At 65.7% G+C, this 26,425-nt stretch carries 25 protein-coding genes; 9 read left to right on the forward strand and 16 right to left on the reverse strand.

Features of this window, described 5'->3' with window-relative positions:
* Positions 1–259 precede the first annotated feature (259 nt).
* The 3 genes from crp to ASD14_RS14105 are packed head-to-tail and all read left to right on the forward strand — an operon-like array spanning position 260 to position 1,761.
* On the forward strand, positions 260–895 hold the full coding sequence (crp, locus tag ASD14_RS14095; RefSeq protein WP_056135165.1) for a cAMP-activated global transcriptional regulator CRP: 636 nt from the start codon (positions 260–262) through the stop codon (positions 893–895).
* 10 nt (positions 896–905) lie between these two features.
* A complete protein-coding gene (locus ASD14_RS14100) occupies positions 906–1,367 on the forward strand; it encodes a GNAT family N-acetyltransferase (RefSeq protein ID WP_056135168.1) in 462 nt (153 codons plus the stop codon).
* A gap of 22 nt (positions 1,368–1,389) precedes the next feature.
* Positions 1,390–1,761, forward strand: coding sequence for a zf-TFIIB domain-containing protein (locus ASD14_RS14105; RefSeq protein ID WP_056135172.1), 372 nt, complete (start codon positions 1,390–1,392; stop codon positions 1,759–1,761).
* 135 nt (positions 1,762–1,896) lie between these two features.
* Here the strand turns inward: ASD14_RS14105 and ASD14_RS14110 are convergent, their stop codons facing one another.
* The 9 genes from ASD14_RS14110 to ASD14_RS14150 form a co-directional block, all read right to left on the reverse strand.
* On the reverse strand, positions 1,897–2,640 hold the full coding sequence (locus ASD14_RS14110) for a haloacid dehalogenase-like hydrolase (protein WP_056135176.1): 744 nt from the start codon (positions 2,638–2,640) through the stop codon (positions 1,897–1,899).
* Between the two features lie 66 nt (positions 2,641–2,706).
* Complete coding sequence (gene trpC, locus ASD14_RS14115) at positions 2,707–3,498, reverse strand: indole-3-glycerol phosphate synthase TrpC (protein ID WP_056135179.1); 792 nt, start codon at positions 3,496–3,498, stop codon at positions 2,707–2,709.
* A gap of 166 nt (positions 3,499–3,664) precedes the next feature.
* Positions 3,665–4,021, reverse strand: a complete 357-nt coding sequence (locus ASD14_RS14120) for an antibiotic biosynthesis monooxygenase (protein ID WP_056135183.1) — start codon at positions 4,019–4,021, stop codon at positions 3,665–3,667.
* Positions 4,018–5,058, reverse strand: a complete 1,041-nt coding sequence (gene trpD / locus ASD14_RS14125; RefSeq protein WP_056135188.1) for an anthranilate phosphoribosyltransferase — start codon at positions 5,056–5,058, stop codon at positions 4,018–4,020. The genes ASD14_RS14120 and trpD overlap by 4 nt, the downstream gene beginning before the upstream one ends.
* 68 nt (positions 5,059–5,126) lie before the next feature.
* Positions 5,127–5,711, reverse strand: a complete 585-nt coding sequence (locus tag ASD14_RS14130; RefSeq protein WP_056135193.1) for an aminodeoxychorismate/anthranilate synthase component II — start codon at positions 5,709–5,711, stop codon at positions 5,127–5,129.
* 149 nt (positions 5,712–5,860) lie between these two features.
* Complete coding sequence (locus tag ASD14_RS14135; protein ID WP_056135198.1) at positions 5,861–6,562, reverse strand: hypothetical protein; 702 nt, start codon at positions 6,560–6,562, stop codon at positions 5,861–5,863.
* Positions 6,563–6,751: 189 nt separating this feature from the next.
* Positions 6,752–8,245, reverse strand: coding sequence for an anthranilate synthase component I (gene trpE, locus ASD14_RS14140; RefSeq protein ID WP_056135419.1), 1,494 nt, complete (start codon positions 8,243–8,245; stop codon positions 6,752–6,754).
* A 229-nt stretch (positions 8,246–8,474) separates the two neighbouring features.
* Positions 8,475–9,146 (reverse strand): ribulose-phosphate 3-epimerase, encoded by a 672-nt coding sequence (gene rpe / locus ASD14_RS14145; protein WP_056135201.1) that lies wholly within the window; start codon positions 9,144–9,146, stop codon positions 8,475–8,477.
* Between the two features lie 6 nt (positions 9,147–9,152).
* Positions 9,153–9,485: a DnaJ domain-containing protein gene (locus tag ASD14_RS14150; protein ID WP_056135422.1), complete on the reverse strand. Its 333-nt coding sequence runs from the start codon at positions 9,483–9,485 to the stop codon at positions 9,153–9,155.
* Positions 9,486–9,721: 236 nt separating this feature from the next.
* Between ASD14_RS14150 and ASD14_RS14155 the strand changes: the two genes are divergently transcribed.
* The 3 genes from ASD14_RS14155 to ASD14_RS14165 all read left to right on the forward strand — a co-directional run bounded on the left by ASD14_RS14155 (position 9,722) and on the right by ASD14_RS14165 (position 12,191).
* Positions 9,722–10,672 (forward strand): phosphoribosylaminoimidazolesuccinocarboxamide synthase, encoded by a 951-nt coding sequence (locus tag ASD14_RS14155; RefSeq protein WP_056135203.1) that lies wholly within the window; start codon positions 9,722–9,724, stop codon positions 10,670–10,672.
* A 126-nt stretch (positions 10,673–10,798) separates the two neighbouring features.
* Entirely contained in the window at positions 10,799–11,278 is a 480-nt protein-coding gene (locus tag ASD14_RS14160; protein ID WP_056135208.1) for an Mpo1-like protein, read from the forward strand.
* Positions 11,279–11,303: 25 nt separating this feature from the next.
* Positions 11,304–12,191 (forward strand): EamA family transporter, encoded by an 888-nt coding sequence (locus ASD14_RS14165; protein ID WP_056135211.1) that lies wholly within the window; start codon positions 11,304–11,306, stop codon positions 12,189–12,191.
* A 3-nt stretch (positions 12,192–12,194) separates the two neighbouring features.
* On the opposite strand, the gene ASD14_RS14170 is transcribed toward ASD14_RS14165, so the two are convergent.
* The 5 genes from ASD14_RS14170 to hppD all read right to left on the reverse strand — a co-directional run bounded on the left by ASD14_RS14170 (position 12,195) and on the right by hppD (position 17,931).
* Positions 12,195–13,070 (reverse strand): NAD-dependent epimerase/dehydratase family protein, encoded by an 876-nt coding sequence (locus ASD14_RS14170; RefSeq protein ID WP_056135215.1) that lies wholly within the window; start codon positions 13,068–13,070, stop codon positions 12,195–12,197.
* Complete coding sequence (gene nhaA / locus ASD14_RS14175) at positions 13,067–14,296, reverse strand: Na+/H+ antiporter NhaA (protein ID WP_056135218.1); 1,230 nt, start codon at positions 14,294–14,296, stop codon at positions 13,067–13,069. Before nhaA ends, ASD14_RS14170 begins: the two co-directional genes overlap by 4 nt.
* Positions 14,297–14,305: 9 nt before the next feature.
* Entirely contained in the window at positions 14,306–15,328 is a 1,023-nt protein-coding gene (locus tag ASD14_RS14180; RefSeq protein ID WP_056135221.1) for a sodium:calcium antiporter, read from the reverse strand.
* A 106-nt stretch (positions 15,329–15,434) separates the two neighbouring features.
* Positions 15,435–16,727, reverse strand: coding sequence for a homogentisate 1,2-dioxygenase (gene hmgA, locus ASD14_RS14185; protein ID WP_056135224.1), 1,293 nt, complete (start codon positions 16,725–16,727; stop codon positions 15,435–15,437).
* 88 nt (positions 16,728–16,815) lie between these two features.
* Positions 16,816–17,931 carry a 4-hydroxyphenylpyruvate dioxygenase gene (gene hppD / locus ASD14_RS14190; protein WP_056135229.1) on the reverse strand — a complete coding sequence of 372 codons (1,116 nt, stop codon included), beginning with the start codon at positions 17,929–17,931 and terminating at the stop codon, positions 16,816–16,818.
* A gap of 75 nt (positions 17,932–18,006) precedes the next feature.
* Here hppD and ASD14_RS14195 point away from each other — a divergent pair, with 75 nt between their 5' ends.
* Positions 18,007–18,552 (forward strand): MarR family winged helix-turn-helix transcriptional regulator, encoded by a 546-nt coding sequence (locus ASD14_RS14195; RefSeq protein WP_082539010.1) that lies wholly within the window; start codon positions 18,007–18,009, stop codon positions 18,550–18,552.
* Positions 18,553–18,730: 178 nt separating this feature from the next.
* Here ASD14_RS14195 and ASD14_RS14200 read toward each other — a convergent pair whose 3' ends face one another.
* Both ASD14_RS14200 and ASD14_RS14205 read right to left on the reverse strand, forming a co-directional pair.
* Positions 18,731–20,248 carry an oligopeptide:H+ symporter gene (locus ASD14_RS14200; protein ID WP_056135232.1) on the reverse strand — a complete coding sequence of 506 codons (1,518 nt, stop codon included), beginning with the start codon at positions 20,246–20,248 and terminating at the stop codon, positions 18,731–18,733.
* Between the two features lie 183 nt (positions 20,249–20,431).
* Complete coding sequence (locus tag ASD14_RS14205; RefSeq protein ID WP_056135234.1) at positions 20,432–21,325, reverse strand: tryptophan 2,3-dioxygenase family protein; 894 nt, start codon at positions 21,323–21,325, stop codon at positions 20,432–20,434.
* 176 nt (positions 21,326–21,501) lie between these two features.
* Here ASD14_RS14205 and ASD14_RS14210 point away from each other — a divergent pair, with 176 nt between their 5' ends.
* Together ASD14_RS14210 and pdhA are read left to right on the forward strand one after the other, a co-directional pair.
* Positions 21,502–25,164, forward strand: coding sequence for a Calx-beta domain-containing protein (locus ASD14_RS14210; RefSeq protein WP_056135237.1), 3,663 nt, complete (start codon positions 21,502–21,504; stop codon positions 25,162–25,164).
* 165 nt (positions 25,165–25,329) lie between these two features.
* Positions 25,330–26,421: a pyruvate dehydrogenase (acetyl-transferring) E1 component subunit alpha gene (pdhA, locus tag ASD14_RS14215; RefSeq protein ID WP_056135240.1), complete on the forward strand. Its 1,092-nt coding sequence runs from the start codon at positions 25,330–25,332 to the stop codon at positions 26,419–26,421.
* Positions 26,422–26,425: the final 4 nt, after the last annotated feature.

Here is a 26,425-nt window from a genome sequence, read left to right on the forward strand (position 1 = left end):
AGGTCGGGCGGCGGGGGGCCGCGCTTGCGAGGGCGCGATTATGCGGCAATCGCCCACGGGGGCCAAACGCCCGGCCTTCCGCGGTTTCACGCCGCCTGCAGGCGGTTGCCGCGACTTTCGTTCTCGCTTACGGGTGACCGCCAGCGGCAATATGCGGCAGTATTTGCCCATGCCGCAGCTTTGGCCCTAAGCTCCGCCGCTGCACTCGCCCATTCTGGTTGATCACGTGATAGCCCTGCGAAAGACCAATAGCCCGTTGATGCCGGACAGCGCCACGATCGAGCGCTTCCTCGCACACTGCCACCGCCGCCGCTATCCCTCCCGCACCGACGTGTTCCGTCCGGGTGACCCGGCCAACACCATCTACTACCTGATCTCCGGTTCGGTGAGCATCATCACCGAGGAAGACGACGGGCGTGAGCTGGTATTGGGATACCTCGGCCCGGGCGAATTCATCGGCGAACTCGGCCTGTTCGTCGAAAGCGATCGCCGCGAAGTCGTGCTGCGCACCCGCACGCCGTGCGAACTGGCCGAGATCGGCCACGAGCGCTTCTACGACCTGCTGCTGACCCGCCTGGCCACCGACGCGCCCAAGCTGCTGTACCAGATCGGCGCGCAGATCTCGCGCCGCCTGCTGGACACGAGCCGCAAGGCCGGCCGTCTCGCCTTCCTCGACGTCACCGACCGCATCATCCGCGCCCTGCACGACCTGGCGAAGGAACCCGAAGCGATGAGCCACCCGCAGGGCACGCAGATCCGCGTGTCGCGCCAGGAGCTCTCGCGCCTGGTCGGCTGCTCGCGCGAAATGGCTGGACGCGTGCTCAAGAAGCTGCAGGCGGACAACAAGCTCCACGCCCGCGGCAAGACCGTCGTGCTGTACGGCACCCGCGACTGAGGCGCTGGGGATGGGGCGCCTCGCGGATTCGTCCTCGACGAGGATACGTATTCGCCCTGCCCAGATCGGCGACGCCAGCGACGTCGCCCGGTTGCTGGATGAACTCGGTTATCCCTGCGCCCGTGACGATGCCGTCGAGCGCATTTCGCGAGTACTGCATGATCCGCGACTGTTCCTGCTGCTCGCCGAGATCGAGGGTGCGGTCTGCGGGCTGATGTCCCTGGACATCCGCTACTCGATCACCCGCGGCAACGACCTCGCGCGCATCACCGCCCTCGTGGTTTCCGCGAACTGTGCGCGGCAGGGGATCGGTCGCCAGCTGTTGCGCGAAGCCGAAGCGATTGCACGACGCGCGCAGATCGCCCGGATCGAAGTCACCAGCAACATGCGTCGCGAGGCCGGGCACGCCTTCTACCTGGGCTGCGGCTACAGCGAAGGCTCGAAGCATTTCATCAAGCTACTCGGCGACTGAGCACGCCACCAGGGAACCATCCATGCAGTGTCCGAAGTGCGATTCCGTCATGAATCCGGTTGCTTACCAGAGCTCGACCGTGCACCGCTGCACGAACTGCTCGGGACTGTGGTTCGAACCCGTCGACCACGAGCGCCTCAAGGGTCTCGCCGGGCAGATCGATACCGGCGACGAAGCGGTCGGCGAGCAGTACAACCATGTCGACCGGATCAACTGTCCGAAGTGCATCCACTGGCCGCTGCTGCGCATGGTTGACCCGCAGCAGCCGCATATCTGGTTCGAAAGCTGCAAGAACTGCTACGGCCGCTTCTACGATGCGGGTGAGTTCCGCGATTTTGCGGAGCAAACGCTGGCGGAGTTCTTTGAAGACCTGAAGGCGCCGGCGCGCGATTGAGCCCGGCACGCGTGCTCGCGCCAGGCATGCGGCGCATGCTACGCCGCTCCTTTGGATCACTGCCTGAAGAGAGCACCCGCAGCGCGGCGCTACAGGAACACTACGGGAACAAAAAAGCAGCGGAGCAAGCTCGCCCTACGAGGAAGCCTTGGCAGGCAGTTCACCGCCGCGCTTGCGACAACCCCAGTTGAGGATCGGCGTGCCCGGGGGCAGCACGCGCCGGAACATCTCGACGCGCTGCGACTTCGGATTGACCACCACGGGTCTGCGAGCGGCGCGCAGCAGCGGCAAATCGGCACCGCTGTCTGAATAGGCGATGGCGACTTCTTCGCGAAAGCCCGCCTCGCGCAGCATCGTCATCTTCATCTCGTTGTGGCAATGGCGCTTCGCGCCCAGCCCACCCAGGCGCGGGCCGACCTGCGTGCCCACTACCGGGACGTCCTCGTGCGCGACGAAGGCGAGGATTGCGCGCGCAAGTTCGGGCGGAGCGCCGGTGGCGATCACGACGCGATCACCCGCTTCACGGTGGCGGTGCAGCACCTCGATGCCCACCGGAAGCAGGCGCTGCCTGATCCGCTCGGCGTGGGTCACCACGTAGCGATCGATCAGGGGGTCGAGATCACGCGAACGATGGAAGCCGACCGTCCCGGCCCACACGAACGCGCTGATCCCAAATCGGCGCGTCGGCAGGAATGCCACCAGCGGCATGAATACCGGAAACATCAGCAATGCGAGCAGGCGTCGCCACCAGCTGCGCGTTATCAGCCACGTGAACAGATGACCGCCTGAATCCCCATCGTAAAGCGTGTGGTCGAAATCGAAGACGACCAGCGGCGCACCGGCCTGGGCTTTGGGGTATTGCCGTCCTTTGACACTCATCGCTCTTGGTCCCGTAGTGCCGGCGTGCCGGCCTCTCTGTGTCCTCGCGCCCAGGCACCCCCGTCGCTACGAAGCGAACAACCGCTTCAATGCAGCGCCCGGATCGGCTTCGCGCATGAAGCTTTCGCCAACCAGGAACGTATTCACATCGTTCTCGCGCATCCTCATGACATCTGCGCGCGTGGCGATGCCACTCTCGGTGACGAGGATGCGATCGCGCGGCACCGCATCCTTCAGCGCCAGGGTGGTGTCGAGCGACACCTCGAAGGTACGCAGGTTACGGTTGTTCACGCCGATCAGTTCGCAGTCGGTCTGCAGGGCGCGTTCGAGTTCGTCGATGTCGTGCACTTCCACCACTACGTCCATGCCGAGTTCGCCGGCCAGGTTGGCCAGGTCGATCATCTGCGCATCCTCCAGCGCGGCGACGATCAGCAGGATGCAGTCGGCGCCGATCATCCGCGCTTCGTAAACCTGGTACGGATCGACGATGAAGTCCTTGCGGATCACCGGCAGGCGGCAGGCGCTGCGTGCTTCGCTGAGGAACAGGTTGCTGCCCTGGAAGAAGTCGACATCGGTCAGCACCGAAAGACAGGTCGCTCCGCCGGCTTCGTAGCTGCGTGCGATCTCGGCGGGTTTGAAGTCGGGCCGGATCACGCCTTTGGAAGGACTCGCCTTCTTCACCTCCGCGATCACTGCGGCTTCGCCTGCATCGAGTTTGCGGCGGATGGCTTTGACGAAGCCGCGCGTCACCGGCTGGTTCAGCGCGCGGGTGCGCAGCTCCGACAGCGGGCGGATGCGGCTGCGTTGCTGGATCTCCTCGGTCTTGCGGGCGAGGATGGTGGTGAGGATGTCGCTCATGGGGGAATTCTAAGGGGTGCGGCGCATGTGCTGCCGGACTGTGTGTCGAGTTGCCGGCAACCCTGGCGCGGCTTCGCCGCTTTATGGGAATCGCCCGCCGGAATGTGCGTTCGACCGCATGCGAGTCCCGTTGCTTGCCTCTGTCAGCCACAGGCGCGGCATTTCATCAATCCTGCGGCGCGTTGTCAGGGAGAGCCGGTTTTCCATAAGCGCGCGTTACCTTGGCTACGCGCAGCTCGAAATGTTCGTACCAGTGCTTTCGCCCGTGCGCGCGGGTCGCCGCGTGTTCGGCCTGGTGCTTCCAGGCGCCGATCGCGGCTTCGCTGCCCCAGTAGGACACGGTGATTCCGAAACCATCCGCACCGCGCGCCGATTCGGCGCCGAGGAAGCCGGGTTGCTGCGCGGCGAGTTCCAGCATCCGCTCGGCAGCAGCGGCATAGCCCGCCTCGTCGTCGCCGTTGCGCTGCGAGGAAAAGATCACCGCGAAGTACGGTGGCTCGGGCAACTTCGCAAAACCGTTCACGCGACCGCTCCGGCGAGTTCGCGCGTGGTCGCGACGAACTGATCGAGCTTTGCCCGCGCCGCACCGGAGGAAATCGCCTCACGCGCACGCACGATGCCATCGGCGACGGACTCGGCGACGCCCGCGACATACAGGGCGGCACCCGCATTCAAGGCGACGATTTCCAGCGGCAAACCCGGCTTGTTGTCTAGCGCACTCAGCAGCATCGCCTTCGATTCCGTGGCATCGGCCACGCGCAGGTTGCGCGACGCGGCCATCGCGATGCCGAAGTCCTCCGGATGCAATTCGTACTCGCGTACCACGCCGTCACGCAGCTCGCCCACCAGCGTCGACGCGCCGAGCGAAAGTTCGTCCATGCCGTCGCGTCCCCACACCACCAGCGCACGCTCGGCACCGAGCTCCTGCAGCACGCGCACCTGGATGCCGACGAGGTCGGGATGGAACACGCCCATGAGAATGCTCGGTGCATTCGCCGGGTTCGTGAGCGGCCCGAGGATGTTGAAGATCGTGCGCACACCCATTTCACGGCGTACCGGTGCGACTGCCTTCATCGCCGGATGATGCACCGGGGCGAACATGAAGCCGATGCCGCAACGTTCGATGCATGCGGCGACCTGTTCCGGCTGCAGTTCGATGTTCGCGCCCAGCGCCTCGAGCACGTCGGCGGCGCCCGATTTCGAGGAAACGCTGCGGTTGCCGTGCTTGGCGACTTTCGCGCCCGCCGCGGCCACCACGAAGATCGACGTGGTCGAGATGTTGAACGTATGCGCGCCATCGCCACCGGTACCGACGATGTCGACGAGATGCGTGCGGTCGACAACTTCGACCGGGCGCGCGAATTCGCGCAACACGGTGGCCGCGCCGGCGATCTCGCCGACGGTTTCCTTCTTCACCCGCAGGCCGGTGAGGATCGCCGCGGTCATCGTGGGCGAAACCTCGCCGCGCATGATCTGCCGCATCAGATCGACCATCTCGTCGTGGAAGATCTCGCGGTGCTCGATGGTGCGCTGGAGGGCTTCTTGCGGGGTGAGGGGCATGGCTCGTCGATTCGTGGGAGCGCCCCTTGGGCGCGATGCGTGCTGGCAGGTCGCGCCCAAGGGCGCTCCTACGCGGTGCGCTCGAGGAAATTCTTCAACAATGCGTGGCCATGCTCGGTCAGGATCGACTCCGGATGGAACTGGACGCCTTCTACCGGGTGCTCACGGTGGCGCAGCCCCATGATCTCGTCGAAGGAGCCGTCGTCACTGTCGGTCCAGGCGGTCACTTCGAGGCAATCCGGCAACGTGTCGCGTGAGACGACGAGCGAGTGGTAGCGCGTGGCTTCATAGGCATCGGGCAATCCTGCGAAGACGCCCTGTCCCTCGTGGCGAATGCGCGAGGTCTTGCCATGCATGATGGTTTTCGCGCGCACCACGTCGCCGCCGTAGGCCTGGCCGATGCTCTGGTGGCCGAGGCAGACGCCCAACACCGGCACCCGTGTCCCGAGTTCCCTCACGACCTCCACCGACACGCCCGCTTCGTTCGGCGTGCACGGGCCCGGCGAAATCACGATGCGATCGGGCGCGAGCGCCTCGATCTGCGCCACCGACAGTTCGTCGTTGCGCACCACCTTCACTTCGGCGCCCAGCGTCTGCAGGTACTGCACGAGGTTGAAGGTGAAGCTGTCGTAGTTGTCGATCATCAACAGCATGGAAACGCCTGCATTTTCCGGTGCCGCGCGGGATGCGGATGGCCGGGCAGGATATCGCATGCGCCTGTCCGGCGCTGGCCGGAGCGCTTATGAAAACTTGCGCGAAGATGCGAAGCCGGCGCTGGTCGCCGGCTTCGCAATGTCCTGCTTCAGGCGACGCCGGAACCGCGCCGCAACGGCACGGGCGCGGTCGCAATCCGGCTTCGGAGATCGACCATCTCGCCCGGCAGTACCACCAGGTACTGCAAGAGCTGTTCGGCAAGTTCGAGCATGTGCTCGGCGGTGACCTTGTCGATCGAGCTCTCGTCGTCGAAGTGGCGGCCGAACGCACCATCAGGCGCCATCAGCTGCGCTATGTCCTGCAACGGCCGCGCGAAGTCGACGTCGTGCTGGAGCGCCTCGAGCTGGCGCGGCAGCGGCAAGCTGCGCTTGTCAGCGGGCAGGAGGCGCGCCGCGAGACCTTCCAGCAGATGGCGCACGGTGAGCGCCGCGGCGCCCCACTCGGCATGGTTGTACAGCTTCAGCGCCGAGTCGTAGCTGCGCGCCAGCGGGCCGGAAAGCGCCTGCAGGTGCTGCGCGCCGGGCATGGTGCTGCGCCCGCCGGGCGCCGGATAGGTGAAAAGAGAACCCGGCTTGGAGCTGCCCATGTCGTCGAGCAGCTGCACGAGCAGCATTTCGTTCTCGCAGCGCGAGCATTGCATTTCGGTGGCGACGACCTGGCGCCCGTGTTCCTGCCACGGGTGGGCTTCGAAGATCGCCTTTTCGTGGCATTGCGGGCAGATCAGTTCGACCGTGCGGGCAAAGCCGTTGGCGAAGCGGGCCTGGATACTGCTGTCGGGAAGATGATGCATGGCGCACTCCCTCGTTACGCAACTGGCATCGGTGCGGCATTGCCGGGGACGATTACCGCTGAGCCAGTGAACCGTCCCGTCTGTGAATAAAACGTTGAGGCACGCGCGCCCCGGCCGAAACCAGTCAGATTGGTCTTCAGGCAGCGATGGACGGTGGAATACGAACGACGGGCGCGGCGCCGAGCAAGATCAGAGGCCTCGCGCGGCCTCGGCGACGGCGCGGAACAGCGCACGGCCTTTGTTCATCGTCTCTTCCCACTCCTTTTGTGGGTCGGAGTCATAGACGATGCCGGCGCCGGCCTGCACGTGCAGGCGTCCGTCCTGGATCACGGCGGTGCGGATTGCGATCGCGGTGTCGGCATCGCCGTGCCAGCCGATGTAGCCGACCGCGCCGGAGTAGACATTGCGGCGGATCGGCTCGAAGTCGCGGATCACTTCGAGCGCGCGGATCTTCGGCGCGCCGCTGACCGTGCCCGCGGGAAAGGTCGCGCGCAGCACGTCGGCGTAACTGAGTCCGCTTTTCAGCTTGCCGGTGACTTCGCTGACGATGTGCATCACGTGGCTGTAGCGTTCGATCACGAACTGTTCGCCGACCTGTACGGTGCCAGGTTCGCTCACGCGGCCGACATCGTTGCGGCCGAGGTCGATCAGCATCAGGTGTTCGGCGCGTTCCTTCGGATCGGCGAGCAATTCGGCTTCGAGCGCCTGGTCTTCCTCAACGGTACTGCCGCGGGGACGCGTGCCGGCGATCGGGCGAACGGTGATCTCGTCGCCCATCAGGCGCACCAGGATTTCCGGCGAGGAACCCACGACCTGGGTGCCGCCGACATCGAGGAAATACATGTACGGCGAGGGATTCAACGCGCGCAATGCGCGATAGACGTCGACCGGACGCGCCTTGAACGGCACCGACAGGCGCTGGCTCAGTACCACCTGGAAGATGTCGCCGGCGCGGATCAGTTCCTTCGATTTCTCGACCGCGTTGATGAAGCCTTCGCGGGTGAAGCCGGAAACGAAATCGGCCTCGTCGAGGATGTTGGCGTCGCGCGTCTCGGGATAACCCGGCCCGCCCTGGCGCAGGCGGTGCGTCAATTCATCGAGGCGGCGCTGCGCGCGTGCGAACGCGCGCTCCTCTCGCGGATCGGCGTGCACGATCAGGTACAACCGGCCCTTGAGGTTGTCGAACACCGCGACTTCCTCGCTGAGCATCAGCAGGATGTCGGGCGTGCCGAGTTCGTCGGGCTTATGTGCCCCATCCCTCTGCGGCGCGGCCAGGCGCGGCTCGATGTACTGCACGCACTCGAACCCGAACCAGCCGACGAGACCACCGGTGAAGCCGGGCAGTCCTTCGATCTTCGGCACCGAATGCGAGGCGCGCAGGCGCTCGACTTCGGCGAACGGATCCTCGACCACGCGGTTCTCGACCAGCTCGCCGTCTTCGGTCACGAACAGGGTGTGTCCGGCGAACGCATACACGCGTCGCGCCGGCAATCCGATGATCGAGTAGCGGCCGAAACGCTCACCGCCTTCGACGGATTCGAACAGGTAGGTGTGCGGGCCGTCGGCGAGCTTCAGGTACACGGACAGCGGCGTGTCGAGATCGGAGAAGACCTCGCGCACGACGGGAATGCGGGTGTGGCCGGCATCGGCGAGCTTGCGGAACTGGTCGGCGTCGAGCTGCATGCGGGCACGCGGATTGCGCGAAAACGGCAGGCAGTATGCCACCCGTGCGCATTCAGCCGCCGCGCCGCGACCTCGCATGCACAGAAGAATTCGTCACATGCGTGTCATGGGCCGTCTGGAGAATGGGAGTCCATCCTCAGGGACGACGGGCGGAGGCTGGATTGCCTCCATTCTTCCGCGGCAAGCCGGTGACGGCTTGCCGTTTTTCGTTTGCGCGGCGAATTCGGTATCAGCGAACGTTGGAGACAGCCGATTTCATCTTCGCGATCACGTCGGCGTAGTCCGGCGCATTGAAGATCGCCGAACCCGCGACGAAGGTGTCCGCGCCCGCGGCGGCGATTTCCGCGATGTTGTCCGCCTTCACCCCGCCGTCTATTTCCAGGCGGATGGCTTTGCCGCTACGGTCGATCATCTCGCGCACGCGGCGCAGCTTCGCCAGTGCGGAAGGAATAAACGACTGGCCGCCGAAGCCGGGATTCACCGACATCAGCAGCACCAGGTCGAGTTCCTCGAGCACGTAGTCGAGCACTTCCACCGGTGTCGCCGGGTTCAGCACCAGGCCCGCCTGGCAACCCGAGGCCTTGATCAGCTGCACCGTGCGGTGCACGTGCGCGCTGGCTTCGGGATGGAAGCTGATCAGCGCCGCGCCGGCCTTGGCGAAGTCGGGAACGATGCGGTCCACGGGTTCGACCATCAGGTGCACGTCGATCGGCGCGGTAACGCCGTGCTTGCGCAGCGCCTCGCACACCATCGGGCCGATGGTGAGGTTGGGCACGTAATGGTTGTCCATCACGTCGAAGTGCACCCAGTCGGCGCCGGCCTTGAGGACGTTGTCGACTTCCTCTCCCAGCTTCGCGAAGTTGGCGGAGAGGATCGAGGGCGCGATGACGGTGGATTGCATGGGGTGTTATTTCCTGCGCAGGGTCTTGATGCGGTCGTAGGCGGCGTTGATCTCGCGTGCCTTCGTTTCCGCCTGGCGGCGCAGCTCGTCGGCCGCGCCGGCCATGCGGTCCGGGTGGTATTGCGACATCAGGCGCCGATAGGCCTGGTCGACTTCGGCGTCGCTGGCCTCGTCGGTGAGCCCGAGCACGCCGTACGGGTTGTCGCGACGCAGCCTGAACCAGTCGCTGTCGAAGGCATGGCCGATCAGCAGGCCGATCAGCGCACCGAGCGGCGGATTGCTCCGCAGCAGCGCCGCGCCGGCGAAAAATCCCAGCAATTTGCCGTACCAGCGTTTCATCGGGCCGCGGGTGTAGAAGGGAGGCGCGCAGTTTACGGCAACACCAAACTTGTTCTGCGGGTCACGGGGCGGCACCGGCCGGGCGCAGCGCGCCGTGCGTTCGCCCAGGCCGCGCGGCATGCCGCCCAAAGGATGGCCTGCGCTCACCGCCCGACCGGCGTACACTGCCCGGCCCTGTCGCGCCTGCACGCGCGCGGAGCGCAGGCAGGACGCGATTTTTGCGGCTGTTCCCGAGGATGCCTGCCTTGCCCACGACTGTGTCCCGTCCGTTCCTGCTCGAGTCCAACCTGCCCGGCCTGACGCTGCGCCATCGCGGCAAGGTTCGCGACGTATTCGACCTGCCCGGCGATCGCCTGCCGGCCGGCTCGCAGGCCGGCAATTGCTTGTTGATGGTCGCGACCGACCGCCTCAGCGCTTTCGACGTGGTGCTGCCCGACCCGATTCCCGGCAAGGGCGAGATGCTTTGCCAGATCAGCAATTTCTGGTTCGGCGAGACCGGGCACATCATTCCCAACCATCTCACCGGCGTCGACGTCGCTTCGGTGCTGCCGGCTGGCGTCGATGCATCGCTGTACGCGAAACGCGCGGTGGTGACCAGGCGGCTGAAGCCCGTGCCGATCGAATGCATCGCACGCGGTTACGTGATCGGTAGCGGCTGGAAGGATTACCAGCGCACCGGCCGCATCAGCGGCATTGCCCTGCCCGATGGCCTGCGCCAGGCCGAACAGTTGCCGGAACCGATCTTCACGCCTTCGACCAAGGCCGCGGTCGGCGACCACGACGAGAACATTGACTTCGACACTGTCGTGCGCATGGTCGGCGCGGAACTCGCCGAACAGGTGCGCGATGCGACACTGCGGCTGTACACCTTCGCGCGCGACTACGCGGCGCGGCGCGGCATCCTCCTGGCCGATACCAAGTTCGAATTCGGTACCGACGCCGACGGCCGCCTGTACGTGATGGACGAGATGCTGACGCCGGATTCGTCGCGCTATTGGCCGGCCGACGAATACCAGATCGGCACGAGCCCGCCGAGCTACGACAAGCAGATCGTGCGCGACTACCTGGAGACGCTCGACTGGGACAAGCGCCCACCCGGCCCGAAGCTGCCGCCGGAAGTGATCGAGCGCACGCGTGCGCGCTATGCCGAGGCGTTGTGGAAGCTGGCAGGCATTTCCATCGATTGACACGAAAGAAGCCGGGCATTGCCCGGCTTCTTCTTTCCGGACTCTGCGTTGTCACTGCGTAGGCAATCCGTCGCTGACAGTGCGCGATGCGCGGCGTAGAGTTCCTGCATCCACACGGAGTACGCGATGAACGCCACCACCGACCGTCCGATCGACCGCTGGTTCGCCAGCTACTCCGGCGATCACCGCAACGAGACCAACCAGCTCATCCACGTGATCTGCGTGCCCGCAATCCTGTGGAGCGTGATCGCGCTGCTGTGGTGCATCCCGGTACCGGAAGGCCTGCTGTTGCCGGGCGCGTGGGCCGCGCTCGCGATGTTCGCGGCGTGGATGTTCTATTACCGCGCATCGAAGCCGCTGGGTCTCGGCATGCTGGGGCTGTTCGTGCTGATGGGCTTTTTCACCCGCTTGCTGCAGGAAACGCTCGGACTCACCGGCCTGCTGTACGCCGCGATCGCGGTGTTCGTGGTGGCGTGGATCGGCCAGTTCGTGGGTCACAAGATCGAAGGACGCAAGCCGAGCTTCCTCACCGACCTCACCTACCTGCTGATCGGGCCTGCATGGGTGCTGGCGAAGCTGTATCGAAGGCTTGGCTGGCACTACTGAGTCGCAAACACGCAGCCCGCATTCCATGCCCGCACGCGATATCGCCCTCGTCCTGCTGATCTGCATTGCCTGGGCGTTCAACTTCCTGACCTCCGCGCTGGCGATGCGCGAGATTCCGCCGTTCCTGTTCACCGCGCTGCGCTTCGCGCTGCTGGCGGTGCCGCTGGTGTTCTTCCTCAAGCGCCCCGCTCCCGGTCAATGGCCGCGTCTGGTGGCGATCGCGCTGTGCGTGGGTGTGTTGCACTTCGGGCTGAGTTTCAGCGCACTGAAGCTGGCAGGCGACCTGTCGTCGCCCGCCATCGTCATGCAGAGCTACATACCGATGACCGCGCTCCTGGCGTGGTGGGTGCTGGGGGAACGCTTTGCCTGGCGCACTGGGTTTGCAATCGCGGTGAGTTTCGCGGGCGTGCTGGTGCTCGGCTTCGATCCGCTTGTGCTCGACCAGCCCGCTTCGCTATTGCTGATGCTGGTCGCGGCAGCGCTGCTGGCGATCGGCACGGTGTTGATGAAAGGACTGCGCGGAATGGATGTCTTCAGCCAGCAAGGCTGGACGGCAGTCATGAGCGTGCTGCCTTTGCTCGCGATCAGCGCATGGCTCGAACCCGGCGCCATCGCGCAGCTGCCGCAGGCGAGCTGGGTGGCGTGGGCCGGCGCGCTGTATGCCGCGTTTCTCTCCTCGCTGCTCGGCCACGGTCTGTATTACGTGCTGGTGCAGCGGCATCCGGTGGCACAGGTGACGCCGTGGTTACTGCTGGTGCCGGTGCTCGCCGTCGCGCTCGGCATCGTGTTCTGGGGCGACCGGCCGGGTCCGCGCCTGTGGATCGGCGGCGCGATGGTGCTTGGCGGCGTGCTGATCGTCGCGCTGCGTGCGATCGCGAAGTCACGGACGATGCCGGCGAGCGAAACGCCGTAAAGGCTAGAGCTCCTCGATGTCCTCGCGCGCGTCGAACATGCGCGCGTTCGGCGCGAACCTGCGCGGTGCATAACCCAGGTCACGGCGCGCGGGCGCATCATCGAACACCAGGTCCGAGCGCATGCGCTGCACCGCGGCTTCGCCAAGCCCGGTGCCGCCGGCGAGCTTCGCACCCGCCAATGCCAGGTTGAACAGCGGCGAAGGCAGTTCGATCAGCGTCGCGGGTGGATCGAGCACGGCGAGCACGCGCCGCACCATTTCGCGGTACGCCAGGGTTTCGCCACCCGGCAACGCATAGACCTGTCCATGCGAAGCCGGGTTGTCGAGCGCCGCAAACGCGGCTGCGGCCAGATCCTCCACATGCACGGGCTGGCGCTTGCCGGTCGCATTGCGCGGCAACGGAAAGCGGCCCCAGCGCTGCGCCAGCCGCGCGATGCGCGTCAGCGTCGCGTCGCGCCCCGCGCCGTAGATCAGCGTGGGACGCAGCACGGTCGCATCTGCGGCACGCACCTTCGCCGCCGCGAATACGCCTTCCTCGCCCGTCCGCAGGCGCTGCGCGACATCGCGCTCGTGCGGATCGGCGGAGCCGCGTTTCACTTCGATGCTGGTCGAGCCGAACGCAACCACGCGATCGCATTCGACCTGCGACTGTCCATACCACTGCGCGAATGCATCCAGCGGACCGCAGCTGACGATCGCATCCACCTGCCGCGGCAATGCAGGCAGCACGCCGAGATCGCCACGCAGCCACGACAGTCCCGGCCGCTCGTGCTGCGGTTGTCGCGACAGCGCCGTGACCCGCCAGCCATCGCGGAGCAGCCGTGCCAGCAGTGGTCGCCCGACCTGTCCGCTGCCTCCGAAGACCAGTGCATGCTTCATCGATCCGCGTCGCTCCGCGCAGGCAGCACCGCACGCAACCACGCAAATCCAATTACTGCGGAAACAACCGACGCACCGAGAATGCCGAGCACCGAAGCCTCATAAAGCGAGGGATCGTGATAGGCCAGCGATGCAATGAACAAACTCATGGTGAAGCCGATCCCGCACAGCACGCCCAGTCCGGTCAATGCGCGGCCATCCATGCCTTCGGGCAATCGCGCCCAGCCCACGCGATGCATGATCATCGCGACGATGACGATGCCGAGCGGCTTGCCCAACACCAGCCCCAATGCAATGCCGAGTGGCAGCGCTGCAAGCGCATCGCTCGCCTGCATGCCGCCGAGCACCAGCCCTGCGTTCGCGAACGCGAAAATCGGCAGGATCGCGTAAGCAACCCACGGATGAAGTGCGTGTTCCAGCGTCTCGAGCGGCGAGTGCTCGATTTCGTCGGGAATCGCGTTCCTCTTGTCGACATGCGGGATCATCAGCCCGGTAGCCACGCCCGCCAGCGTCGCGTGCACGCCTGACTTCAGCACGCACACCCACAGCACGACGCCCAATAGCAGATAAGGCCACAGCGCGAGCACCCTGAAGCGGCCGAGCAGCCACATCGCGATCAGCACGACTGCAGCAAGCCCAAGCGCCGCGAACGACATGCCATGCGAATAGAAGATCGCGATGATCAGGATCGCGATCAGGTCGTCGACCACCGCGATCGTCGACAGCAACAGCTTCATCCCGACCGGCACGCGCGAGCCGAGCAGCGCGAGCACGCCCAGCGCGAAGGCGATATCGGTCGCCGTAGGCACGGCCCAGCCGCGCATCGCCGATACATCACCATGGTTGAACGCGGTGAAGATCAGCGCAGGCACGACAACGCCCGCGCACGCGCAGGCCAGCGGCAGGATCAGCTGCTCGCGTCCGGCAAGTTGCCCGCTCAACGATTCACGCTTGATCTCCAGCGCGACCAGCAGGAAGAAGATCGCCATCAGGCCATCGTTGATCCAGAGCAACAGTGGCTTGGCGATCGCGAAGTCGCCAACACCGATCTTCAACGGAAACTGGCGGAAACCTTCGTAGCCGTCGTGCCACGGCGAGTTCGCCGCGATCAAAGCCAATGCCGCGGCAACGATCAGGGTGATGCCGCCCGCGGCCTCGAGCCGGAAGAATTCGACCAGCGCGCGCAAGGCACGCGGCAGGCGCCGCGGAGTCAAAGGATTGTTCATCGCTACAGCTTACTTACCTGCAAGCATCAGCTCGAACACCACCCAGGCGGCATACGCGACCAGCAGCAACACGCCTTCGCCTTTGCTCACGCGCGTGTCGCCGCGCAGCAACGGATAGAGCATCAGCGCGAACGCGAGTGCGGCCAGCAATTCGTAGCCGAGCGGCAGCGCGAACTGGCTGGGGCCCATCAGCGTCATCGGCAGGGCGAGATCGCAGCACGCCGCCATGCCACCGACGATCACCAGGATGTTGAAGACGCTCGCGCCGATCACGTGCCCCATGACCATGTCGCCCTGCCCGCGCCGCGCGGCGGCGATCGCGGCGGCGACCTCCGGCAATGCGGTGCCGATCGCCACCGGGAGCAGGCCGGTCAGCACGGGCGACAAACCGATGGCTTCTCCGATCACGCCGGCGCCGGATCCGGACAGATCCATCCCGAACAGATGCACGCCCGGCCCACCGACGACCAGCAGCGAGCCGATCGACACCAGCACGATGCCGATCGCGAAGCGGACGAGATTGAGGCCCAGCACCGTGCTGGTCTGCGCGAACTGTTCGATCTCGCTGCGCACCTCCGGCACTTCGCGGCGGCTGCGCACGATCGCGAAAGCCAGGGCCGCGACGAAAGCAACCAGCAACACGAGGCCTTCGATGCGCGAGAGCGTTCCGTCGGCGCCCAGCGCGAGCACCGCGATCGTGCCCAGCACGAGGACCAGCAGGAGCGGGCTCAGCGCGCGCCAGCGCACGATGATCGGCGCCGCGATCGCGGCCGCTCCGAGTGTCAGGCCGATGTTGGCCACGTTGCTGCCCACGGCATTGCCGAGCGCCAGCTCGTCCTGTCCGTGCAGGATCGCGACGAGGTTGACCGCCAGCTCGGGCAGTGAAGTCGCGAACGCGACCAGCACCAGTCCCGTGGTGAACGCCGTGAGGCCCAGGCGTTGCGCGAGTCCCGCGGCGCCCTTGACGATCGAATCGCCGCCCAGCATGAGCAGCACCAGGCCCAGCACGAACAAACCGATGGCCGTCAGCATCGCGTTCCCCTCCTCAAGGTTGCGGCGATCTTACGAGGTTTGGGGTGGATGGGGTTGTGCACGGCCGCGTCGTCCGGACGGACGACGCAAGCCTCGGCTGCGGTGTCTACTTCGGCGAGAAGTGCTTCTTCAACCCCGCCCAGCACGCCTGGTAGTCGCGTTGGCGATGCGCGGCGTCCAACGCCTGTTGCGTCGGCCGGATCACCGCGCGCGACTCGAACATGAAGGCCATGGTGTCCCCGATGACGTCCGGCTTCGAGAGGTCGGCGTTGCTCGCCTTCTCGAACGTCGCCGCATCCGGCCCGTGTCCCGTCATCGAGTTGTGCAGCGAGCAACCGCCGGGCGCGAAACCTTCCGCCTTCGCGTCGTACACGCCATGGATCAGGCCCATGAATTCGCTGGCGATGTTGCGGTGGAACCACGGCGGACGGAATGTGTCCTGCGCCACCAGCCAGCGCGGCGGGAAGATCACGAAATCCATGTTGCTGGTGCCCGGCGTGTCGCTGGGCGAATGCAGCACGAGGAAGATCGACGGATCCGGATGGTCGAAGCTGATCGAGCCGATCGTGTTGAAGCGGCGCAGGTCGTACTTGTACGGTGCGTAGTTGCCGTGCCAGCCGACGACATCGAGCGGCGAATGGCCGATCGGCGCGCGCCAGAGATGGCCCTGGAATTTCGCGATCAGTTCGAACTCGCCATCGACATCTTCGAACGCCGCATTCGGCGCAAGGAAGTCGCGCGGATTGGCCAGGCCGTTCGAACCGATCGGCCCGAGATCGGGCAGGCGCAGCATCGCGCCGAAGTTCTCGCACACGTAACCGCGCGCTTCGCCGCCGGGCAGTTCGATGCGGAAGCGCACGCCACGCGGAATCACCGCGATTTCGTGCGGTTCCACGTCGAGCACGCCGAGTTCGGTGGCGATGTGCAGGCTTCCCTGCTGCGGAACGATCAGCAGCTCGCCGTCGGCGTCGTAGAAGAAGCGCCCCTGCATCGACTTGTTCGCCGCATACAGATGCACGCCGATACCCGTCTGCGCCGCGGGCGAACCGTTGCCCGCCATGGTGAAGAGTCCATCGACGAAATCGACCGGGGCCTGCGGCATCGGCAACGGACTCCAGCGCAGCTGGTCCGGCGTGATCGGCCCATCGCCGAAGTCGCTGTGAAAATGAGAGTGGAGGTACGGCGCGAACGTGCCGTGCATCGCTGCCGGACGAATGCGGTACAGCCAGCTGCGCCGGTTCAGGTGGCGCGGCGCGGTAAACGCCGTGCCGCTCAGTTGCTCCGCATACAGGCCGTGCGCGACGCGCTGCGGCGAGTTGCGGCCGATGGGCAGCGTGCCCGCGATCGCCTCCGTGGCGAACTCGTTGCCGAAACCGGATTGGTAGCCCGTCGATTTCATGGGAGTCCGTAGGGTGGGCTCTCAAGCCCACCGTTGCATCGTTGATGGCGGGAGGGCGAGCCGGCCCGCCGTGCATATTGCCGTTGGATTACAGCACGCCGCGCTTCATCTGGTCGCGCTCGATGCTCTCGAACAGCGCCTGGAAGTTGCCTTCGCCAAACCCTTCGTTGCCCTTGCGCTGGATGATCTCGAAGAAGATCGGGCCGATCGCGTTCTGGGTGAAGATCTGCAGCAGCTTGCGCTGCTTGGTTTCGGCATCCGCGTCGATCAGGATCTTGTTCCTGCGCAGGCGCTCCACGTCCTCGCCATGGTCCGGCACGCGCTGGTCGATCACGTCGAAATACGTATCGGGCGTGTCGAGGAACTCCACGCCCTGCGCGCGCATGGCTTCCACCGTCCCGTAGATGTTGTCGGTGAAGCACGCGATGTGCTGGATCCCCTCGCCCCTGTAGGCGTCGAGGTATTCGTTGATCTGCGACTTCGGATCGCTCGATTCGTTGAGTGGAATGCGGACGATGCCGTCCGGCGCGGTCATCGCCTTCGACACCAGGCCGGTCTTCGCACCCTTGATGTCGAAATAGCGGATCTCGCGGAAATTGAACAAACGCTCGTAATAGTCCGACCACTTCTGCATGTTGCCGAAGTAGAGGTTGTGGGTGAGATGGTCGATGAAGGTCAGCCCGAACCCCTTCGGGTTCTGCTCGGCGCCCTGCACCGGCAGGTAGTCCTCGTACACGGTGCCGTTGTCGCCGTAGCGGTCGACCAGATAAAGCATGCAGTCGCCGATGCCCTTCACCACCGGCACATCGACCGCCTTGCTGTCGGCCTTGCCAGTGATCGCTTCGCCGCCGTTGCCGACGACCGTGTCGAACACGAGGCTCGCCGGCTTCTGGAAACGGATCGCGAAACCGCACGCGCACGGACCATGCTTGGCAGCGAAGTCCGCCGCGAAGCTGTCCGGATCCTCGTTCACCAGGAAGTTGACCCCGCCCTGGCGATACACGGTGATGGGACGCGACTTGTGGTGCAGCACCGCGGTGAATCCCATCTTGCGGAAGTAGTCGTGCAGCATCTCGCCCTGGCCCGCGGGCGCGGCGAATTCGACGAACTCGAAGCCGTTGATGCCAAGCGGATTCTCGAAGGTGGTGACCTGCATGCCGAGGTTGGGACCGGCGCTGGTGGTTGAGGCGGTCTGGGGGCTCATGCGGAGGACTCCTGTTAACGTGGGACGTAACGGCACCCGCATCGGCGGGCGAAGCTTCCAAGACTATAGTTTCATATGAAACCAACAACAAGCCACGATACCACCGGTGCTTCAGGCGCGGGCAACCCTCCATCGGGTCCGTCGAACGAACACGCCCACTGGGAACTGGACCGCTTCCTGCCGTACCGCCTGAGCATTCTGTCGAACCGGGTCAGCCAGACGATTGCCGGCGCTTACGCCCGCCGTTTCGGATTAGGCGTGACGGAGTGGAGGGTGATCGCGGTGCTTGGCCGGTATCCGGGCCTGTCGGCGAACGGCGTAGCCGCGCGCACCGCGATGGACAAGGTAGCCGTGAGCCGCACCGTGGCCCGGCTGCTTGAGCGCGGCCTGCTCCAGCGCGACACGCATGACGACGACCGCCGCCGTTCGGTGCTGGAACTCAGCCGCGACGGGTATGGCATCTACGACGAAGTAGTTCCGGTCGCGCTCGAGTACGAACGCCGCCTGCTCGCGCCGCTCAATGCCGAAGAACGCACCCAGCTCGACCTGTTGCTGCGCAAGCTCAACGAAGGCGTGGCGCAGCTGGACGTGGAGCCAGACACGCCCTTGCCTCGGGATTGATCGCGCGTGGAGAAACAAAAACGGCGGCCAATAATGGCCGCCGTTTTTCGCTTCACTACTGGCGAAGGCTGGTTTTGCCTGGAATCAGGAGCAACCGCAACAACTTGCCGGATCCCCGCTTTCGCGGGGATGACGATTCCGCAATGCTGGGCCCGCAAAGCGGGCCCGGGCGGAATCGTCACTTCACCCCATGCATCAACCGCTGGATCAGCGGCGCGATCAGGAAGAGGAACGCGCCTGATCCGACCAGCACCCAGAAGCCGAAGGTGTAACCGGACAGCGCCGACTGCACGTTCATGCCGGTCTCGCCGCTGACGTGGCTGGCGAAGATGCCGGACAGGTTGTTGCCGATCGCAGTCGACAGGAACCAGCCGCCCATGCCGAAGCCGACGAGCCGCACCGGAGCCAGCTTCGTCACCATCGACAGGCCGATCGGCGACAGGCACAACTCGCCCACCGACTGGATCACGTAGACCATGAAGAGCGTCCAGAACGGGATCAGTCCCGCCGGCGAGACCAGCTTCGTCAGCGCGAACATCAGCAGCAGGAACGCCAGCCCGTTGAAAATGATGCCCAGGCCGAACTTGCGCGGGATCGACGGATTCGCCCGGCCCATGCGCACCCAGATCCAGGCGATCACCGGCGCCAGCGTGATGATCGCCAGCGAGTTCACCGACTGGAACCAGCCCACCGGGAAGATCCAGCCGCTGAAGTCGCGGTCGACGATGTTCTGGGCGAGGAAGTTGAAGGAGCTGCCCGCCTGTTCGAAGAACATCCAGAACAGCACGTTGAACACGAAGATGATCAGCATCGCGATCGCCTTGTCGCGCTGCACCGCGCCTTCGCTGAAACCCTCGCGCAGGATCAGCACGCACAGGCCGACGAACAGCGCGCTCAGGATCCACTGCAGCTTGCTGGCGTCGATCGCCAGCAGCGAGTAGATCACCGGGATCGAGACGAGCACGCCGGCCAGCACATACAGCACCTTGCGCTTGTCGCCCTGGCCACCGGTGGCTTCCTCGAGCGGGCGGCCGATGCCCTGCAGCTGGCGGCGTCCGAACCAGAACCACACCAGGCTGACGATCATGCCGATGCCCGAGGCGATGAACACGACCTTGTACGCCGGCATGTCCGGCGAGCCGCCGAACATGCGCTCGGCCAGCCAGCCGGTCAGGATCGGCGCGATGAACGCACCGGCATTGATACCCATGTAGAACAGGGTGAAGCCGGAATCGCGGCGGCCGTCCTCGGGCGAGTACAGCTTGCCGACCATGGTCGAGATGTTCGGCTTGAACAGGCCGTTGCCCGCGATGACCGTCGCCAGGCCGAGCTTGAACACCTGCTCACTGGGCACCGTGATCATGAAGAGGCCCGCGGCCATGACCACCGCCCCGAGCAGGATCGAACGCTGGTAGCCGAGCACCCGGTCCGCGACATAGCCACCGAACAACGCGGCGGCGTACACCAGCGCCAGGTAGGCACCGTACAAGCGGCTCGCGGGCGCCTCGCCCGCGCTGTCGCCGTGATAGAACTGCGCCACGATGTACAGGGCCAGCGCCCAGCGCATGCCGTAGAACGCGAAGCGCTCCCAGAACTCGGTCATGAAGAGCATCCACAGCGGACGCGGATGGCCCATCACCTGCTTGAAGTCCGGGATAGGAGCGCCCGGTGTTGTCGTGCTTGCGGCACCGCTCATGCGGTTTTCCCCCGTCGAAGTTGAATCAGAAAAGCCCGGCGCGGTGCGCGGGGACGGGCGAGGATTACCGACGGTAGCGGCGCGCGTCAAACCACGCCGAGCTGCTGCAATGCAGCAAATACCTGTTCAGCAAGGGATTTTCAGCTAGTCGCCAACACGCGTCAGCTCACCGGGCAGATTGCCTCAGGCCGCCGGAGCGGTTCCGCCCGGACCGTAGCTGGCCCCTGGTCCGATCGCCGTACGCACTTCGAACAGCTCCGGAAAGAACGTGAGCTCCAGTGCCTGCTTCAGGAAGCCGACACCGGACGATCCGCCCGTGCCGCGCTTGAAGCCGATGATCCGCAGCACCGTGCGCATGTGGCGGAAGCGCCACAGCTGGAACTGGGTTTCGAGGTCCACGAAGTCCTCGCACAGCGAGTACTCGCGCCAATAGCGGCCGGTGTCCTCGTAGATGCGTTCGAACACGTGCACCAGCGCGGGATCGGACACGTGCGGCTTCGACCAGTCGCGCTCGCGCTGCGTCGCGGGCACGTCATGGCCCCAGCGCGCGAGATAGATGAGGAACTCGTCGTACAGGCTCGGCGCTTCCAGCACGTCCTTCAGCGCGGCGTGCCCCGCTTCGTCGTGCGCAAACACCTTGAGCATCTGCGCGTTCTTGTTGCCCAGCAGGAATTCGATGGTGCGGTACTGCAGCGACTGGAAGCCCGACGACGGGCCGAGCACATCGCGGAACTCCATGTACTCCGACGGCGTCAGCGTCTCCAGCACCGACCACGCAGCGGTCAGTTGGTCGAGCACACGCTTGCAGCGCGCCAACACCTTGCGGCACTGCCAGACCTCGTCGGCGCGCAGGTAGACGATCGCCGCACGCAGCTCGTGGATCATCAGCTTCATCCACAGCTCCGAGACCTGGTGCTGGACGATGAAGAGCATCTCGTCGTGGTGCGCCGGATCCGAGAGCGGATGCTGCGCCGACAGCAGGCGGTTGAGCTGCAGGTAGCCGCCGTAGGTCATCCGTCCGGACAGGTCGGTGTGGATGCCGGATTCGAGGTCGCGCTGGTTCTTGTCGACGGTCATGGGCGAAGCCTGTGCGGGGCGCAAAGGGTACCGCATCGCTCCTGCGGCCCCGGCGGTGTGCACTGCGTCATGCCCGTGCAACGCAGCCGTGGATAATGGCCGCACATTGCGCCGTATCCGGGCAATCAACGCGCCGCCTTGGGCCGGGCAGGTGCATCGACACAACGGGGAAGACCATGACACCACGTGCTCGCGGCATCGCCGCGCTGCTTGCGTTGGCCCTCGCGGGCACCGCGCATGCGGATTGCATCAGCATCACCGGCCCGGCGTATGGGCAGGACTTCGACTCGCTCGCCTCGAGCGGCACGTCCTCGACCTTGCCGGCCGGCTGGGCCATTCGCGAAACCGGCACCAGTGGCAATGCCAACGGCCTGTACGCGGCCGGCGACGGCAGCGGCACCGCCGGCGACACCTACAGCTTCGGCACCGGCGGAACTCCGCCCTCCGGCGAACGCGCGCTGGGCACGCTGCGCAGCGGTACGCTGCTGCCGACGCTCGGCGCCTGCTTCGTGAACAACACCGGGGCGACCATCGATGCCCTCGACGTTGCCTACATCGGCGAGCAGTGGCGCCTGGGCGCGCTCGCTCGCGGCGCCGACCGCCTCGACTTCCAGTACAGCCTCAATGCCACCAGCCTCGCGGATGGCAGCTGGACCGATGCGAACGCGCTCGACTTCAGCACGCCGAACCTGAGCGGCACCAGCGCCGGCGCGCGCAAGGGCAACGACGCCGAAAACCGCGCCGCAATCAGCGGCACGCTGTCGACGCTGGCCCTGCCCGTCGGCGGCATCCTGTGGATCCGCTGGAACGACTTCGACGCCAGCAGTTCCGACGACGGCCTGGCGATCGACGATTTCATCATCGGCCTGCCCGGCGCCGGGATCCCCCCAAAGCTGAAGATCAGCGATGCCATTGCCGACGAAGGCGATGCCGGCATCACGCCGCTGTTCTTCAGCTTCACCCTCAACAAGCCCGCGGGCGCCGGTGGCGTGGTCATCGAATACGCCACGCGCGACATCAGCGCGACGGCGGGCAGCGATTACACCGCCACAACCGCCAGCGTGACCATTCCCGAAGGCGAGACTTCGGTCGTCGTCTCGGTCGACATGCTCGGCGACACCGCGCAGGAGAACGACGAAACGTTCGCCGTCGACGTGGTCGGCGTCACCGGCGTCGCGATCGAGGACGGCACCGGCATCGGCACGATCCGCAGCGACGACCTCGTGATCACGCCGATCCACGACATCCAGGGCAACGGCGCGACTTCGCCGCTGGCGAACCAGTTCGTCAACGTCATCGGCATCGTCACCGGGCGCAAGGGCAACGGCTTCTTCCTGCAGGCCAGCGATGCCGAAGCCGACGCCGATCCGTTCACCTCCGAAGGCGTGCTGGTGTTCACCGGCGCCGCGCCGTCAGCCGAGGCCGCAGTCGGCAATCGCGTGCGCGTGCGCGGCACGGTGGTCGAGTTCGCGCGTCCCGGCCAGCTGCCGATCACCGAAATCAGCGGCAGCCCGTCGGTCGTGCGGCTTTCGAGCGGCCATGCGCTGCCCTCGCCGGTTCCCCTGGCGCCGGAGATGACGGATCCCGCCGGCGGCTTCGGCCAGCTGGAAGCGCTGGAAGGCATGCGCGTCACCGGCAGCCTGACCACGGTCGCGGCCAGCGATGGCTTCAAGACGCCCTACAACGCCACCGGCGGCATCAACGGCATCCTGCGGGCCGTGATCACCGGCATCGCGCGTCCGTTCCGCGAACCGGGCATCTCGGTACTAGATCCGATTCCGGCTGGTGGCACTTCGCCGCCGATCCCACGCTGGGACGGCAATCCGGAAATCATCACCATCGACAGCGACACGCTCGCCGCCAGCGCCGGGCTCAACGGTGCGACGTACCAGCTCGACCTGCCGGCCGGTAGCGTGATCGAAGGCCTCACTGGTCCGCTCGACTACGACTTCGGCCGCTACACGCTGCACCGCGATCCGATGGTGCCGATCAACGTGACGGCGATGCCGCAACCACGCGCCGCGCGCGCCCCTTCGGCGAACGAGTTCACCGTCGCCGGGTACAACATGGAGCGTTTCTACGACACGATCGCCGACGCCAACGTCGACGATGACGTCGCCAGTACCACTGCGTACGCCACGCGCCTGCGCAAGGCCTCGCTGGGCATCCGCGACTACCTGCATGCGCCCGACGTCCTCGTCGCCATCGAGATCGAGAACCTCCGTGTGCTCGAAGCGGTGGCCGCGAAGGTGAATGCCGATGCCGTCGCCGCGGGCCAGCCGGATCCGCAGTACGTCGCGCATCTCATCGAAGGCCACGATATCGGCGGCATCGACGTCGGCGTGCTGGTGAAGTCCGCGCCGGTCGCGAGCGGCAAGCCGCGCGTGGGAGCGGTGTCGGTGTCGCAGCCGGATACCGATCCGTTCTTCGAGCCGGATCGCTACCTCAACGATCGTCCGCCACTCATCCTCAACGCCGTGGTGAATTACGACGATGGCCGCGCGTTCCCGATCACGGTGATCGGCGTGCACCAGCGTTCGTTCAACGACACGGAACTCGACGACGCGTCGGGCGAACGCGCGCGCCGCAAGCGCCTGGAGCAGGCGAAGTTCCTCGCCGCCGAAGTGCAGAAGATCCAGTCCGCGTCGCCGTCCACGCGCGTCGTGGTGCTGGGCGACTTCAACGCCCTCGCGTTCAACGATGGGCTGGGCGACATCATGGGCGTCACCGCGGGCACGCCGGTCCCCGACGAGGAAACCGTCACGCCGGGCGACGGCGTGGACCTGGTCGATCCCGACCTGCTCAACCTCGGCGAACTGCTGCCGCCGTCCGAACGCTATTCGTATTCGTTCGACGGCCAGGCGCAGACGCTTGACCACGTGCTGGTGAATGAGGAACTGGTCGTCACCACGCGCGCCGCGTCGGTCGACCACGCGCGCATCAACGCCGACTTCACCGATACGAACCGCAGCGATGCGAATACGCCGACGCGCATGGCCGACCACGATCCGGTGATCGCATATTTCGATCCGCGTCCGGTGGCCGATCTCGCGATCACGGCGATGGCCAACAGTGCAGTGGTTCCGGTCGACGGCACCCTCGCGTTTACCGCGACCGTGCACAACAACGGTCCGGAAGCCGCGGAATCGGTCGGCGTCGGCTTCGCGCTCAATGCGGTGCTGCCGACGATGGCCGTCGCCGCACCGGCGGGCTGGAACTGCGATACCGCCCAGGTGGATGCGGGCCGCACGTCCGTGGCCTGCCACGCTTCGACGCTCGCGAAGGACGGCGACGTGCAGTTCGCGATCACGGCGATTGCCACGCCGGAATCGGCGCACGCCACGGTGTCGCTGGCCGCGGCGGTGGATGCGCTCTCGCTCGACCACCAGCCGGGCAACGACGCTGCGTCGGCTTCGCTCGAGATCGCGGCACGCGTCGACCTGTCGGTGCGCATCACCGGACCGGCGAAGAAGCTGCACTACGGCGATTTCGCACCGTTCGCGGTCAACCTCGGCAATGCCGGTCCGTACACCGCGAAGCAGGCGACGATGACGCTGCGCGGCGATGCGCCGGCGACAACCGTTTCGATCCATGCACCGGCCGGCTGGGACTGCACGGTCCAGCCGGATGGAACCGGGCGTTTCGAAGCCGTGTGCGGCGCGACGGCGCTCCTGGCGATCGACGTGAACCAGCACTTCGACGTCGTGGTGAACGTTCCATCGCGTCCGGACAGCACCGGTTTCCTCACTCTCACGGCAATGGCGGATTCGGCATCGCTCGAAACCACTCCGGCCGACAATTCAGCGAGCTACAGCAACCGGATCGTCGGCGTCCCCTAAGCCAAGGATGTACATGCAGGCAAGTGCAGAAAGCGCGGCTCCGGCCGCGCTTTCCGTTTGCGCGTGATTGCGTGCGCCCCCGTCTTGCCGCAATGCGCAACGGGCTATTTACACGCGACGGTTATCATTCCCGGGTTAATTGAAGAGCTCGGTGAAGGATCTGCGATGACTGACGCACCAACCAGGAACATTGCCGCCACGTACGAAATCGAATACCTGCAATACCTCGGAACGGATGGCACGCTCGTCGCCGAATTGCCGCCCGCCTTCAACGACCCGAAGGCACTGGTTCCGCTGTTCAAGCAGATGCTGTTCGTGCGCGTGTTCGACACCAAGGCGATCGCCCTGCAGCGCACCGGCAAGCTCGGCACCTACGCCTCGAGCCTGGGCCATGAAGCGACGCACGTCGGCATCGGCGCGTCGACGCGACCCGAAGATGTCTTCGCACCCAGCTACCGCGAATACGGCGCGCAGTTCATGCGCGGCGTGCTGCCGCGCGAGGTGCTGCTGTACTGGGGTGGCGACGAACGCGGCAACGACTTCTCCGGCCCGAAACACGACTACCCGTGGTGCGTCCCGATCTCCACGCAGTGCTTGATGGCCGCGGGCGCGGCGCTGTCGTTCAAGCTGCGCAAGGAGAAGCGCATCGCCGTCGCATGCTGCGGCGACGGCGGCTCGTCCAAGACCGACTTCTATGCCGCATTGAATTCGGCCGGCGCCTATACCTCGCCGCTGGTGCTATGCGTGATCAACAACGGCTGGGCGATCTCGGTACCGCGCGCCTCGCAGACCGGCGCGAAGACGCTTGCGCAGAAGGGTCTCGCGGGTGGCTTGTACTGCCTGCAGGTCGACGGCAACGATCTGTTCGCGGTGATGGAAGGCATGCGCCGCGCCACCGAACGCGCACGCAACGGCGAAGGCGGCAGCGTCATCGAATTCCTCACCTACCGCCTGCACGACCACACCACTGCCGACGACGCGCGCCGTTATCGCGCCGACGAGGAAGTGAAGGCCGCCTGGGCGCGCGATCCGATTCCGCGCCTGCGCACCTTCCTCACCGCGCAGGGCCTGTGGAGCGAAGCCGAAGAAAAGATCTGGGCGGACGAATGCGGCAAGCGCGTCGACGAGGAAATCAACGCATACCTCAACACGCCCGTGCAGCCGGTCGAAGCGATGTTCGACTATCTCTACGCCGACATGCCACCGGACGTTGCCGAACAACGTGCCGCTGCGCTCGCACTGGAGGGCCGCGCGTGAACAA

This window comes from Lysobacter sp. Root494 (assembly GCF_001427225.1).
GTDB lineage: Bacteria > Pseudomonadota > Gammaproteobacteria > Xanthomonadales > Xanthomonadaceae > Agrilutibacter.

Bases quoted from the DNA above. Each gene is read 5' to 3' on its own strand.
- crp (WP_056135165.1), top strand. From the start codon at position 260: ATGCCGGACAGCGCCACGATCGAGCGCTTCCTCGCACACTGCCACCGC.
- ASD14_RS14100 (WP_056135168.1), top strand. From the start codon at position 906: ATGGGGCGCCTCGCGGATTCGTCCTCGACGAGGATACGTATTCGCCCT.
- ASD14_RS14105 (WP_056135172.1), top strand. From the start codon at position 1,390: ATGCAGTGTCCGAAGTGCGATTCCGTCATGAATCCGGTTGCTTACCAG.
- ASD14_RS14110 (WP_056135176.1), bottom strand. From the start codon at position 2,640: ATGAGTGTCAAAGGACGGCAATACCCCAAAGCCCAGGCCGGTGCGCCG.
- trpC (WP_056135179.1), bottom strand. From the start codon at position 3,498: ATGAGCGACATCCTCACCACCATCCTCGCCCGCAAGACCGAGGAGATC.
- trpD (WP_056135188.1), bottom strand. From the start codon at position 5,058: ATGCCCCTCACCCCGCAAGAAGCCCTCCAGCGCACCATCGAGCACCGC.
- ASD14_RS14130 (WP_056135193.1), bottom strand. From the start codon at position 5,711: ATGCTGTTGATGATCGACAACTACGACAGCTTCACCTTCAACCTCGTG.
- ASD14_RS14135 (WP_056135198.1), bottom strand. From the start codon at position 6,562: ATGCATCATCTTCCCGACAGCAGTATCCAGGCCCGCTTCGCCAACGGC.
- trpE (WP_056135419.1), bottom strand. From the start codon at position 8,245: ATGCAGCTCGACGCCGACCAGTTCCGCAAGCTCGCCGATGCCGGCCAC.
- rpe (WP_056135201.1), bottom strand. From the start codon at position 9,146: ATGCAATCCACCGTCATCGCGCCCTCGATCCTCTCCGCCAACTTCGCG.
- ASD14_RS14150 (WP_056135422.1), bottom strand. From the start codon at position 9,485: ATGAAACGCTGGTACGGCAAATTGCTGGGATTTTTCGCCGGCGCGGCG.
- ASD14_RS14155 (WP_056135203.1), top strand. From the start codon at position 9,722: ATGCCTGCCTTGCCCACGACTGTGTCCCGTCCGTTCCTGCTCGAGTCC.
- ASD14_RS14160 (WP_056135208.1), top strand. From the start codon at position 10,799: ATGAACGCCACCACCGACCGTCCGATCGACCGCTGGTTCGCCAGCTAC.
- ASD14_RS14165 (WP_056135211.1), top strand. From the start codon at position 11,304: ATGCCCGCACGCGATATCGCCCTCGTCCTGCTGATCTGCATTGCCTGG.
- ASD14_RS14170 (WP_056135215.1), bottom strand. From the start codon at position 13,070: ATGAAGCATGCACTGGTCTTCGGAGGCAGCGGACAGGTCGGGCGACCA.
- nhaA (WP_056135218.1), bottom strand. From the start codon at position 14,296: ATGAACAATCCTTTGACTCCGCGGCGCCTGCCGCGTGCCTTGCGCGCG.
- ASD14_RS14180 (WP_056135221.1), bottom strand. From the start codon at position 15,328: ATGCTGACGGCCATCGGTTTGTTCGTGCTGGGCCTGGTGCTGCTCATG.
- hmgA (WP_056135224.1), bottom strand. From the start codon at position 16,727: ATGAAATCGACGGGCTACCAATCCGGTTTCGGCAACGAGTTCGCCACG.
- hppD (WP_056135229.1), bottom strand. From the start codon at position 17,931: ATGAGCCCCCAGACCGCCTCAACCACCAGCGCCGGTCCCAACCTCGGC.
- ASD14_RS14195 (WP_082539010.1), top strand. From the start codon at position 18,007: ATGAAACCAACAACAAGCCACGATACCACCGGTGCTTCAGGCGCGGGC.
- ASD14_RS14200 (WP_056135232.1), bottom strand. From the start codon at position 20,248: ATGAGCGGTGCCGCAAGCACGACAACACCGGGCGCTCCTATCCCGGAC.
- ASD14_RS14205 (WP_056135234.1), bottom strand. From the start codon at position 21,325: ATGACCGTCGACAAGAACCAGCGCGACCTCGAATCCGGCATCCACACC.
- ASD14_RS14210 (WP_056135237.1), top strand. From the start codon at position 21,502: ATGACACCACGTGCTCGCGGCATCGCCGCGCTGCTTGCGTTGGCCCTC.
- pdhA (WP_056135240.1), top strand. From the start codon at position 25,330: ATGACTGACGCACCAACCAGGAACATTGCCGCCACGTACGAAATCGAA.